This window comes from Paenalcaligenes sp. Me52, from assembly GCF_050487965.1.
Taxonomy (GTDB): Bacteria; Pseudomonadota; Gammaproteobacteria; order Burkholderiales; family Burkholderiaceae_B; genus Paenalcaligenes.
This window is the reverse complement of record NZ_JBKQFO010000001.1, coordinates 2,132,068-2,144,396: the sequence shown is the minus strand read 5'-3', so window position 1 is coordinate 2,144,396 and position 12,329 is coordinate 2,132,068. Positions and strand designations below refer to the sequence as shown.

General features: G+C 49.4%; 10 protein-coding genes. All 10 read left to right on the top strand.

The genetic code is table 11. From position 1 onward, the window contains the following. Nucleotides 1–105: 105 nt before the first annotated feature. A complete protein-coding gene (gene hfq, locus ACLO87_RS10150) occupies nt 106–342 on the top strand; it encodes an RNA chaperone Hfq (protein ID WP_135861985.1) in 237 nt (78 codons plus the stop codon). Between the two features lie 69 nt (nt 343–411). Beyond that, nucleotides 412–1,518, top strand: a complete 1,107-nt coding sequence (gene hflX, locus ACLO87_RS10145; protein ID WP_135861983.1) for a GTPase HflX — start codon at nt 412–414, stop codon at nt 1,516–1,518. Next, entirely contained in the window at nt 1,484–2,803 is a 1,320-nt protein-coding gene (hflK, locus tag ACLO87_RS10140; RefSeq protein WP_430223601.1) for an FtsH protease activity modulator HflK, read from the top strand. Before hflX ends, hflK begins: the two co-directional genes overlap by 35 nt. 9 nt (nt 2,804–2,812) lie before the next feature. Next, on the top strand, nt 2,813–3,688 hold the full coding sequence (gene hflC, locus ACLO87_RS10135; RefSeq protein WP_135861979.1) for a protease modulator HflC: 876 nt from the start codon (nt 2,813–2,815) through the stop codon (nt 3,686–3,688). Nucleotides 3,689–3,848: 160 nt separating this feature from the next. Beyond that, a complete protein-coding gene (locus tag ACLO87_RS10130) occupies nt 3,849–5,018 on the top strand; it encodes an ATP phosphoribosyltransferase regulatory subunit (protein WP_430223600.1) in 1,170 nt (389 codons plus the stop codon). Between the two features lie 68 nt (nt 5,019–5,086). Further along, nucleotides 5,087–6,382 carry an adenylosuccinate synthase gene (locus ACLO87_RS10125; protein WP_135861975.1) on the top strand — a complete coding sequence of 432 codons (1,296 nt, stop codon included), beginning with the start codon at nt 5,087–5,089 and terminating at the stop codon, nt 6,380–6,382. 151 nt (nt 6,383–6,533) lie between these two features. Next, complete coding sequence (locus ACLO87_RS10120; RefSeq protein ID WP_135861973.1) at nt 6,534–7,079, top strand: phosphoribosyltransferase; 546 nt, start codon at nt 6,534–6,536, stop codon at nt 7,077–7,079. A 315-nt stretch (nt 7,080–7,394) separates the two neighbouring features. Then, nucleotides 7,395–7,607: a 30S ribosomal protein S21 gene (gene rpsU / locus ACLO87_RS10115; protein ID WP_166408216.1), complete on the top strand. Its 213-nt coding sequence runs from the start codon at nt 7,395–7,397 to the stop codon at nt 7,605–7,607. Further along, the gene (gene dnaG / locus ACLO87_RS10110) at nt 7,604–9,574 is read left to right on the top strand and encodes a DNA primase (protein WP_430223599.1); all 1,971 of its coding nucleotides are present in this window, start codon (nt 7,604–7,606) and stop codon (nt 9,572–9,574) included. The genes rpsU and dnaG overlap by 4 nt, the downstream gene beginning before the upstream one ends. Nucleotides 9,575–9,821: 247 nt before the next feature. Continuing rightward, nucleotides 9,822–12,047, top strand: coding sequence for an RNA polymerase sigma factor RpoD (gene rpoD, locus ACLO87_RS10105; RefSeq protein WP_168246837.1), 2,226 nt, complete (start codon nt 9,822–9,824; stop codon nt 12,045–12,047). Nucleotides 12,048–12,329 lie beyond the last annotated feature (282 nt).

Below are 12,329 nucleotides of genomic sequence, written 5' to 3'. Positions count from 1 at the left end.
ATTTGTTAATATGCTATGGTTTGTAGGGTGCGCAACAGGGTGAAACCCTGTAAAGTATAGGTTTACAAGATTCAACCGAATAACAACACAATTGGAGTTTAGCCAATGAGCAATAAAGGGCAAATATTACAAGACCCATTTTTAAACGCCCTGCGTAAGGAACATATTCCTGTATCCATCTATCTGGTAAACGGCATTAAATTGCAGGGGCAAATTGAATCGTTTGACCAGTACGTAGTATTGCTTCGCAATACTGTGACTCAGATGGTTTACAAACATGCAATCTCCACTGTAGTTCCTGCTCGTCCCGTATCTCTGAAAGCGGATGACGACGCTGAATAAGTGTAGTGCCATCTTCCCAATACCCGCTTATCGCTATCGATGGGCGGGTATTTATTTTAGGGGTAGCCGATGAATACGCTGATTATCAGTGTGGACATGGGCGAACCAGATTATCAAGCTCATGCCGATGAGTTTGTCATGCTGGCTACTGGTGCAGGGGCGGTTATCGCCGATGTGGTAGTAGCTAAACGCAGCAAGCCTGATGCCGCCTATTTCATAGGTTCCGGCAAAGTTCAGGAAGCAGTACAGCTAGCCGATGCGCATGGGGTTGAACTGATTTTGTTCGACCATCCGTTAAGTCCTGCGCAACAGCGTAACTTGGAACGCCAGTTCAACCGCCGCGTGGTAGACCGTGTGGCATTGATTCTGGATATTTTTGCCTTACGAGCTCAAAGCCACGAAGGTAAATTGCAGGTAGAGCTGGCGCAGTTGCAGCACTTATCTACACGCCTAACCCGTCTGTGGACGCACTTGGAGCGTCAGCAAGGGGGTATAGGTATACGCGGGCCCGGTGAATCACAGCTTGAGCTGGATCGCCGAATGATTGGTGACAAAGTACGCAAATTGCGTGAGCGTTTAGAAAAGGTACAGCGTCAACGTGCCACTCAACGTCGTGCTAGATTGCGTAGCAATACCCTGACCGTTGCGCTGGTTGGCTACACCAACGCCGGTAAATCTACACTTTTCAATGCATTGACGCGCGCTAATGCGTATGCAGCCGATCAGCTTTTTGCCACGCTAGATCCTACAACCCGAAAAATTTGGATTGAAGGAACTGGTCAGGTGGTGGTGTCAGACACGGTTGGTTTTATTCGTGATTTGCCTCCAGCATTGATTGCTGCGTTCCGTGCTACGCTCGAAGAAACGGTGCATGCCGATTTGCTCTTACACGTTGTGGATGCATCCAGTCCTCAACGCGATGAACAAATACACGAAGTACATAAAGTACTGGAAGATATTGGGGCGGCACAGATACCTCGTGTGCTGGTCTATAACAAGATCGATCAAGCAGGTTTCGAACCTAGGATCGAGCGCGATGAACATGGTAAGATTTTGCGTGTCTTTGTCAGCGCCCTTGAGCGGGTTGGGCTAGACTACTTACGCGAAGCGATTGCCGAATCAGGTCAACTTTCAGAAAGTAATGCGTTTAATGTCCAGAATTTACAACTTGAATGATCCCGGTTGGGGACGTAACGGCGAGAAAAAAGGTGATCAACCTCCTCGTCGTCCTGAGTCCGGCCAAGAAGGTCCGCCAGATCTAGACGAAGTATGGCGCGATTTTAATAACCGCTTGGGTTCGGTTTTTGGTCGTAAGCAGCGTGGCGGCAATCAGCCTCCTAGTGGCGGTTCGGGTGGTAATGCGCCTCGTATGCCTAAAGGCTCGCCAAAAATTTTCCTGGGTCTAGGGATTGCAGCAGTCGGCTTCTGGCTGGCTAGCGGTTTCATGATCGTGGAAGAGGGGCAGGTTGCTGTGGTTACTCGTTTCGGTCAGTACACCAAAACCTTGGGTCCTGGTTTGCAATGGCGCTGGCCTAGCCCCATTGAAGAACACCAAGACGTCAACGTAGCGCAATTGCGTACTATAGAATTGGGCTACCGTGGCAACTCCCGCAATAAAGTTCTGCCTGAGTCGCTGATGCTGACGCAGGACGAAAGTATCGTGGATGTGCAGTTCGTGGTGCAGTACAGACTGCAACCCGGTGGTGCGCCTGATTACTTGTTTAATACTGTTGCGCCTGATGATTCCGTGCGCCAAGCAGCAGAAACTGCTATGCGTGAAGTCGTGGGTCGTACACCTATGGATTCCATCTTGTACTCGGGTCGTACTGTAGTAGCGCAAGATGTGCAGAAGTTGGCACAAAGTATTCTTGAACTGTACAAAACCGGTATAGAGATCAGTACTGTGGCGATCCAGAACGTGCAGCCTCCAGAGCAAGTTCAAGCCGCATTTGACGATGCTGTGAAGGCAGGTCAAGACCGTGAACGTCTGATTAACGAAGGTAATGCGTACGCCAACAAGATTCTTCCTGAGGCACGTGGTCAAGTGTCCAGAATGATGGAAGAAGCAGAAGGGTATAAAGCACGTGTTATTGGTGATGCGCAGGGTGATTCCGCACGCTTTACCAGCGTAGAGAAAGAGTACGTTAAAGCACCTGGTGTGATGCGTGATCGACTCTACCTGACAACGATGCAGGAAATTCTGGAGCAAACAGCGAAGGTTATGGTGGACTTACCTGCTGGCAGCAATATGCTGTATTTGCCGCTGGATAAGATCGCTAGCCAAGCAGCTAAAGCAAGCGCTACTGGCGCGAGTGGTAATGGTAGTGATGCGGCAGTATCTGCGGCAGCGTCGGCAGCCACTACAACCAGCAAGCCCGTAGAAGCAGCGCGTCCTGCTGCAGCGGCTTCGCAAGGTGCTAATAGCTTGCCTAATAACCTTTACTCGCCTTATTCCCGCTAGGAGATCACAATGCACCGTTTGTTTCCAGCATTGATCGCCTTGGCCATCGCCCTGGCGGTATTGCTATCCTCCGTTTTTATCGTACGCGAACGTGATTTGGCGTTGGTGTTTGCGCTGGGGGAAGTGAAAGAGTCTATTTCCAAACCAGGTTTGTATTTCAAACTGCCGCCGCCATTCCAGAATGTAGTGTTCTTGGATAAGCGTTTGCAGACTATTGAAAACAAAGAGCCTGAGCGTATTCAGACAGCAGAAAAGAAAAACCTGCTGATTGATTACTACGTGAAATGGCGTATTTCTGACCCACGTCAGTACTACGTAACATTTGGCGCGTCGGACCGTGGTGCGGTAGAGCGTTTGCAAGCGCAGATTCGCGACGCGCTGAACGCGGCAGTTAACGTACGTACAGTAAAAGACGTGGTGGCTTCAGAGCGTGATGAAATCATGCGTGAAGTGTTAAACGCTGTGGCTGCACGTGCTCGTCCATTTGGTGTGGAAGTCATTGACGTACGTTTGACACGTATTGGCTTCGTGCCAGAGATTTCTGAGTCTGTGTACCGACGTATGGAAGCTGAGCGTAAGCAAGAGGCTAACCGTTTGCGTGCAACCGGTATGGCAGAAAGCGAACGTATTCGTGCGCAAGCAGATCGTACCCGTGAAGAAATGTTGGCAGAGGCTTATGCGAAGTCTCAGGCTATACGCGGTGATGGTGATGCGGAAGCTGCTGGTGTGTATGCATCGGCATATGGCAAAAATCCTGAGTTCTACCGTTTCTACCGTAGCTTGGAAGCTTACCGTAACGCCTTCAGTTCTGAGAACGACGTACTTGTTATCAGTCCTGATACGGAATTCTTTAACTTCTGGTCTCAGAGCAAGGATTCCCGTTAAACCACAATTGGTATAGACGGGCTTGCCACAGCAAGGCAAGTTTCGTTTATACTAACGTGTAAGTTATTACACCATTTCGCAGGCGACTTGGAGGGCTTACGCCCCAAGTCGCCTTTTTGTTGTTTGTGTATTGATTGACTACGCCGTACGAGTCTTAGACATGTCAAATTGGTTGTTACCCGAAAGTCTGGCTGATATTCTGCCTGCAGAAGCTCGACGCATCGAGGAACTACGTAGAAAGCTGCTTGATCTGTATCGCACCTACGGGTTCGAACTGGTTATGCCCCCCTTAGTAGAGTACCTGGAGTCCTTACAGGCCGTTTCGGGTACCAAATTAAACTTGCGAACCAATAAGTTGGTGGACCAGTTGTCTGGCCGCACCATGGGTGTGCGCGCTGATATGACGCCGCAAGTAGCTCGAGTGGATGCTCACTTGCTGAACAGGGAAGGGGTGACACGTCTGTGTTATTGTGGTCCTGTATTGCATGCGCGTCCTACCGGCTTGATGGCTGATCGTGAACTGCTGCAAATTGGTGCAGAGGTGTTCGGTTGTGCTGGGGTGGAAGCGGATATTGAAATTATTCGCTTGGCTCTGGCCAGTGTTGCCGCCGCAGGTGTGCAGGGCGCTAGACTGGATTTGAACTTTCCTGGTATTGGTCAGACGCTGATCAACCAAGATCCGGCGCTGGTTCCATATTCCGCTGAAATTTTTGATCTGTTAAGCACCAAAGATATGCCTGGTATCCAAGAGTTGGGTAGCAGGGTAGAAGGGTGCAATCCTGCTGTGATTGAGCACTTGCTGGTCTTAACCGGTTTGTACGGTGAGGTAGATGCTACCTTGGCAGCAGCACGTAAAAAATTACCGGCATTGCCCGAGATTGTTGCCGCCTTGAATGGCTTGGAGGTGCTGGTTGCAGCGCTGCCTGGTCAGGCACTGGCAATGGACTTGGCCGATATGGCAGGTAGTTATGGTTATCACACTGGCGCGGTATTTTCTGTGTATGCACCGGGTTGGCACGATGCGCTAGTACGTGGTGGGCGTTATGACGGCGTAGGTAAAGTCTACGGTCGTTCGCGTCCGGCAACCGGGTTCAGTCTGGATTTACGCAAACTGTCGGGTGGGTTAACGCCTGCTACGGCAACGCAAGCTATACGTGCCCCATGGGGTTTAGATGAGGCATTGCTGGAGGCCATTTCGGTATTGCGTGAATCAGGACAGATCGTAATACAGATGTTTCCAGATCAAGCTCCGACTCAAGATGAATTCATCTTTGACAGAGAGCTGGTTTGCGAAGCGGATCAGTGGCACTTAAGGGCGATTTCTGCATAAATATGCAAGTTCGCGTGGTTTTTGGTGGTTGAGCGGCATAACCGTTCCTATTTTACTAAGTACGTAACATGAGCAAGAATATTGTAGTCATCGGCACGCAGTGGGGTGATGAAGGTAAGGGCAAGATCGTTGATTGGCTTGCCGAATCTGCCCAAGGCGTTGTACGTTTTCAAGGTGGTCACAATGCGGGTCACACGCTTTGGATTAATGGACAAAAAACGGTATTGCGTTTGATTCCCTCTGGGATCATGCATAGCCACGTCACTTGCTATATTGGCAATGGCGTAGTGCTGTCACCGGAAGCTTTGCTGGCAGAAATTGCCGAGCTAGAAGCCGCAGGTTTGAATGTGCGTGATCGTTTGCAAATCTCGCAAGCCTGCCCGTTGATTCTGCCTTACCACATCGCTGTGGATCAGGCGCGTGAACGCCGCAAAGGTGATGCCAAGATTGGCACTACCGGCCGTGGTATTGGGCCTGCTTACGAAGATAAAGTGGCTCGCCGTGCATTGCGCGTGCAAGATCTGTTTGATCTGGTTAAGTTTGAAGAAAAGCTCAAAGAAATTCTGGAATACCACAACTTTGTGTTGACCCAGTATTTGGGCGCAGAGGCTGTATCTATAGAGCAAGTGATGGAGCAAGTACGCACGTACAGCGAAGCACTGAAGCCTATGGTGGCTGACGTATCCAACAACTTGTACGTTGCTAAGAAAGAAGGGCAGAAGCTGTTGTTCGAAGGTGCGCAAGGTGCGTTGCTGGATATTGATCACGGTACTTACCCCTTCGTTACTAGCAGCAACTGCTTGGCAGGCGCAGCATCAGCTGGTGCTGGCGTTGGTCCGCAGCAGTTGGAATACGTATTGGGTATTGCGAAGTGCTACACCACGCGTGTGGGTTCTGGTCCATTCCCTACCGAGCTGTTTGATGAGGTGGGTACACGCATGGCTACCGTTGGTAAAGAGTTCGGTTCCGTAACGGGTCGTGCCCGTCGTTGCGGTTGGTTTGATGGCGCTGCTATGAAACGTTCCGTGATGATCAATGGTATTACCGGTCTGTGCATGACCAAATTGGACGTGTTGGATGGTTTGGAAACACTGAAAATTGGTGTGGGTTACCGTTACAACGGTGAATTCCTGGATGTGCTGCCATACGGTGCTGATGCGGTAGCGGGTGCGGAGCCTGTGCTGGAAGAAATGCCAGGTTGGTCTGAGTCCACTGTTGGTGTGACTGAGTACGACAAATTGCCAGTAAACGCTCGTCGTTACCTAGAGCGTATTGCTGAAATTTGCGATGTACCTATCGATATGGTGTCTACAGGTCCAGATCGTCGTGAAACGATTGTTCTGCGTGACCCGTTCACTAACTAAGTTTAGTTAGGTATTAAAAACGCACAAGGCGGCTATTTTTAGCCGCCTTGTGCGTTTTTATCATCATGAGGGCAGTGATTGCATCTGTGTAGATGATTTTCAGGCGTAGGCAGTGATATGATTCTACTTTGTTTGTCAGTCAGGAATTTTTATGAGTTTGCCCCCAAACACCGATAGTGATCTTTGGATAAGTTGGGATGAGTATCACCGTCTGATAGAACGTCTGGCATTAACCATTCATGAGTCCGGCTGGAAGTTTGACAAGATTGTCTGCTTGGCTCGTGGTGGTATGCGAGTGGGCGATATCATTTCTCGTATTTACGATGTACCTCTAGGTATCCTAGCAACTAGCAGCTACCGAGAAGCAGCTGGTACCCAACAAGGGGCTTTGGATATTGCGCAGTTCATTACCATTACCCGTGGTACGCTGGACGGTAATGTATTATTGCTGGATGATATGGTTGATACAGGCATGACCTTCAAGCGAGTGCGCGATCACCTACGTCAGCAATTCCCAGCCATCAATGAATTACGTACTGGTGTGTTGTGGTGGAAAGGGCACTCAACTGTAGAGCCTGATTACCACGTGGATCACCTGCCTACGAACCCTTGGATTCATCAGCCATTTGAGGATTACGATAGCATTCGTCCTCATCAGCTAGAGCCTTGGATTCGTAAAGGTCGTAGCAGTAACTAATAGCCGAGGCTAATACCACGCAGAATTACGGCATATGTGAGTTTTAAGCGGCTCATGTCTTTATTGTCGTAGGGTTTCGTGGTATTCTACAAGGCTACCCCGTATGCCTTTTGCGGTCTGAAACAAAAGGGCTGGGCAAAGCATGGTAGCTTGGATGTAAGTGGTTTTATTTGCATCTGACGTCGCTGATACGTGTCATATGTTGTGGTCTGGATCATAATGTAGTGCGACTGCAACGTATGTTTTTGCCCTAGTGGCCTTTTTGTTCAGGCAGAAAGTGCTTTTGATTGATTTACTAACTGAATTTAGAACTACATGTCTATTGTTCGCCTAAAAGAGAACGAGCCTTTCGAGGTCGCAATGCGCCGTTTTAAGCGCACTATTGAAAAAACAGGTCTGCTGACCGAACTGCGCTCACGCGAGTTCTACGAGAAACCAACTGCTGAGCGCAAGCGTAAACACGCCGCCGCAGTAAAGCGCCACTACAAGCGCATCCGTAGCCAGCAACTGCCTCCACGCCTATATTGATTCCTGAATCTTTTATTCAGGAACTGCTCGTACGCATCGATATTGCCGATGTTGTAGGGCGCTATGTGCAGTTAAGAAAGGGTGGAGCCAACTTGCTTGGACTCTGCCCTTTTCACAACGAAAAATCCCCCTCCTTCACTGTCAGTCCAACTAAACAGTTTTATCACTGCTTTGGTTGTGGCGCTCATGGTTCTGCCGTCACTTTTTTGATGCAGCATACCGGAGCTAGTTTTCCTGAGGCCGTACGCAGTCTTGCCAATGAGGTAGGTATGGTGGTGCCTGAAGCACCCCGAAGCCCACAGCAGCGTGCAGCAGATCAGCGTCGTAAGGTTGAAGTTTCCCGTCATCAGCAAATTTTGGATGCGGCGCAGGAGCATTACCTGCGAGAACTGAAACGCAGTGAAGCGGCTAAGCAGTATCTTAAAAAACGTGGCTTAACCGGCGAAATTGCCAAAACCTTCGGTTTGGGTTGGAGTGGCACAGAGCGTCGTGGATTAAGCAGCGTCTACCCCAATTACGAAGATCCGTTATTGATTGAGTCAGGCTTGGTAATAGAAGGCGAAGATGGTCGCCGCTATGACCGATTCAGACAACGGGTGATGTTCCCCATTCGAAATAGTCGCGGCCATATTATTGGTTTTGGCGGGCGGCTGATTGAAAAAGGGGAGCCTAAATATCTCAACTCACCAGAAACCTCCTTGTTCTCCAAAGGGCACGAGCTCTATGGACTATGGGAAGGTCGCAAAGGCATCAGAGATGAAGGCTTTGTGGTGGTGGTTGAAGGCTACATGGATGTGGTGGCTTTGGCACAGCATGGTTTGGCAAATGCTGTAGCGACTCTGGGTACGGCTACCAGCGAGCACCACATCAAAAAACTGATTCGTAGTAGCGATCGTATTGTGTTCTGCTTTGATGGCGATCAGGCAGGGCGTAAAGCGGCATGGCGTGCACTGGTGACATGTTTGCCATTGGTACGAGATGACGTGGCGATGCGTTTCATGTTCTTGGAGCAGGGTCATGATCCTGACTCCTTTGTGCGTGAAAGCGGCGCAGATGCATTCCGAGAGCAAGCAAGTCAAGCTAGTGCGCTGTCTACCTTTATGCTGGACGAACTGTCTGAGCGCCATGCCTTAAATGAGGCAGAGGGTAGGGCAGCATGTGTGCACGAGGCATTGCCGTTATTGAAAAGCTTGCCTGACATTACGCTGTCAGTACAAATTCAAAATGAATTTGCTAAGCTGGTGCAGCTAACGCCGGAAGAGCTACAGCAACGTTTAAGTGCGGTGACAGGTGTGGCTGCTGCGACTGCGAGTCAAGCATCTACACCAGATTACGGTAATGCACCACCTGCGGAGTATGGTCCGCCTGATGACTATATTCCGTTTGATGATGGCGATGTGCCGTATGCTGATTTTGGTGGTATGTCCTATGATGATATGCCATCATCAGGGCAGAGCAAGCCTCGCCGACGTCAACGAGGCAGAGCACCTAGCAGTGCCGGTGGTTTTGGCGGTAATGAGGTCAGGTCACGTACGGTGATGCCATTAGCGAAACGTTTGTTGCGTTTGTTGGCTGCTCACCCTGAGCTGGTTAGCCGCTTGGCGGACCAGCAACTTGAAATTATCGTACAAAGTCCCAATCTAATACTTGTACAAGAGCTAATTGCGCTCATTAATGTGTGTGATGCTAAGCATTCAGGTGCATTGTTGGAAGCGGTAGATCCCGATACTGAGCTTGGTGAGTTGTTGATAGCGCTAACGACAGATTTGCTGGCAGAGGAAGAACTGCCAAGTCCGAAGGAAGAGTTGCAAGATACGTTGCGTAGAGTAGAGCAGGTATTGGTGAAGACTGAATTGGATGCGTTGGCAAGTAGCGGGCTGCCAGATGAGGCTTCGCGCCGACGATATCAAGAACTTTTCAAGCGTAGTGTTCTGCTTAATGCTGCGCCTAGTTCACAACTGAAGTAAAATATAAGGTTTAGGTGGTTTGCAAAACCATTGGTAGGTAAAGGGCCACGCTCTATTGAGCATACGGCACGATACGTAGTTGGATTCTGATTACTCAAGCCCTTAGCAAAATAGCAGGGACACTTATACAGTACTGATCAGAACACGCGTTTCACCTGGTCCTTCCAGTAGTTTGGCGAATTACCCGATTGCGTTTTGTCCTGTGGCACTATGCTGCTTTAGCTGTGCTACGTCTATGGGATCCACTATGACACAAACGACTGGTAAGAAATCGGTGACTACAGAAGATGAAAAACGTGTGGTGATGGCAGCAGCAGCTGCGTCCGACGACACTTCTGTGGACGTTGAGCCGGCAGCAAAAACAGCCAAGAAAGCCGCTAAAAAAGTGGCGAAGAAGGCTGCTGCCACAAGTGCGGATGATACGACAGCAGTTAAAAAGACTGCTAAGAAAGCCGCTAAGAAGGCTGCAGCTAAAGCTGCTGCAGTCCCAGGTCGTCGTGGGCGTCCTGCCAAAAACACGAATTATGATGATGAGGATGATGACCTGCACGATAGTGACGAGGTTATCCCTGATCTGAAACCCGTCAGCAAAAAAGGCGCTAAGCGCGGTCGCGGTGAACGCGATGTGTTTGGTGGCCGTGGTCAGTTGACGCCAGAAGAGCAAGAAGCTCGTCGTAACCGCCTGAAAGCCCTAATTAAACTGGGTAAAGAGCGCGGTTACTTGACCTATGGCGAAATCAACGACCATTTGCCTGATGATCTGGTTGATGCTGAAGCGATTGAAGGTATTATTGGCACCTTCGGCGACATGGGTATCTCGGTCTATGACCAAGCCCCTGACGCTGACACCTTGCTGATGAGCGATACTGTACCATCGGCTTCCAGCGATGACGATGTGGACGATGAGGCTGAAGCCGCATTGACCACCGTAGATTCCGACTTCGGTCGTACTACTGACCCAGTACGTATGTACATGCGTGAAATGGGTTCGGTAGAACTGCTGACACGTGAAGGCGAGATTGAAATCGCTAAACGTATCGAAGACGGTCTGAAACACATGATCATGGCGATTGCTGCTTGCCCAACTACAGTGAAAGAAGTGCTTTCATATGTAGAGCAGGTACGTGGTGGCACCATGGAAATCGACGAAGTTGTTGATGGTCTGATCGATGATGATGGCGAAGAGTACGCCGGTTCAGGTGTGACACGCGACGAAGATGACGAAGGCCCAGCGGGTGGCATGAGCAGCCAGCAGCTAGAACATCTGCGTACCAAGTCCCTGAAAAAATTCGATCTAATCAACGATTGGTTCGAGAAAATGCGTACAGCCTTTGAGAAAGAAGGCTACCGCAGCGAAGGCTACCTAAAAGCCAAAGAAGCTATTCTTGAAGAGTTCATGGGTGTGCGCTTTACCGCCAAAATGGTTGAGCGTCTGGCAGATACCATGCGTAATCAGGTAGCGGAAGTTCGTGCTCACGAGCGTGAAATTCTGAATATCTGTGTACATCGCGCTGAAATGCCTCGTTCACACTTCATCAAGAGCTTCCCTGGTAATGAAGTGAATCTGGAATGGGTAGCGCAAGAAATTGCTGCTAATCCTGCTTATGCTGAAACCTTGGAGCGCAACATTCCTGCGATTCAAGAAGTACAGCAAAAGTTGATTGATCTGCAAACTAGCGTTGTGCTGTCGCTGAAAGACCTGAAAGAGGTTAACAAGCGCATGCTGACAGGTGAGGCCAAAGCACGCAAAGCTAAGCGTGATATGACCGAAGCTAACTTGCGTTTGGTGATTTCCATTGCGAAAAAATACACCAACCGTGGCTTGCAGTTCTTGGATCTGATTCAAGAAGGTAACATTGGTTTGATGAAAGCCGTGGACAAGTTTGAATACCGTCGCGGTTATAAATTCTCTACTTATGCTACATGGTGGATTCGTCAGGCGATTACTCGTTCTATTGCTGACCAGGCGCGTACGATTCGTATTCCTGTGCACATGATCGAGACCATCAACAAGATGAACCGCATCAACCGTCAGATTTTGCAGGAAACTGGTGTAGAGCCAGATCCAGCAACACTGGCGCAGAAGATGGATCTTCCAGAAGATCGTGTACGCAAGATTCTGAAAATCGCCAAAGAGCCTATTTCCATGGAAACGCCTATTGGTGATGATGATGATTCCCACTTGGGCGATTTCATCGAAGACAACAATACCGTGTCCCCATCGGATTCGGCATTGCATGGCGATATGCGTGGCGTGGTGAAAGAAGTGTTGGATTCCCTAACACCTCGTGAAGCTAAAGTACTGCGTATGCGTTTCGGTATCGAAATGAGTACAGACCAAACGCTGGAAGAGGTAGGTAAGCAGTTTGACGTAACGCGTGAGCGTATTCGTCAGATTGAGGCGAAGGCACTGCGCAAACTGCGTCACCCTAGCCGTGCTGACAAACTGAAATCCTTCTTGGAAAGTCAGTAAGCAAGAAGATGGTGCGCGGTATAGCGCACTGTCTAACAAGCGGTAGATTAACGACGAACCTCTGGTGTTTTGCCAGAGGTTTTGTCGTTTCTGGATCTGTTGTTTGTGGCGTGAGGCTCTGCAGATGTATTCATCGCACACGCTGGGGACTGCAGGAATATTTTTTGTGATTTGAGACACCAAATCAAAAAAGTTTCCTCTCCGTACACCGGTTGTTCTGAATGAGGATAGGTTTATAGCCCTTTCTTTTGCGGCAGTGTTATCTATCTATGCGGTATTTAG

What these genes read in the sequence shown, in the direction of transcription:
- ACLO87_RS10125 (WP_135861975.1), top strand. Translation starts at nt 5,087, where the DNA reads ATGAGCAAGAATATTGTAGTCATCGGCACGCAGTGGGGTGATGAAGGT.
- ACLO87_RS10120 (WP_135861973.1), top strand. Translation starts at nt 6,534, where the DNA reads ATGAGTTTGCCCCCAAACACCGATAGTGATCTTTGGATAAGTTGGGAT.
- hfq (WP_135861985.1), top strand. Translation starts at nt 106, where the DNA reads ATGAGCAATAAAGGGCAAATATTACAAGACCCATTTTTAAACGCCCTG.
- rpoD (WP_168246837.1), top strand. Translation starts at nt 9,822, where the DNA reads ATGACACAAACGACTGGTAAGAAATCGGTGACTACAGAAGATGAAAAA.
- hflC (WP_135861979.1), top strand. Translation starts at nt 2,813, where the DNA reads ATGCACCGTTTGTTTCCAGCATTGATCGCCTTGGCCATCGCCCTGGCG.
- ACLO87_RS10130 (WP_430223600.1), top strand. Translation starts at nt 3,849, where the DNA reads ATGTCAAATTGGTTGTTACCCGAAAGTCTGGCTGATATTCTGCCTGCA.
- rpsU (WP_166408216.1), top strand. Translation starts at nt 7,395, where the DNA reads ATGTCTATTGTTCGCCTAAAAGAGAACGAGCCTTTCGAGGTCGCAATG.
- hflX (WP_135861983.1), top strand. Translation starts at nt 412, where the DNA reads ATGAATACGCTGATTATCAGTGTGGACATGGGCGAACCAGATTATCAA.
- hflK (WP_430223601.1), top strand. Translation starts at nt 1,484, where the DNA reads ATGCGTTTAATGTCCAGAATTTACAACTTGAATGATCCCGGTTGGGGA.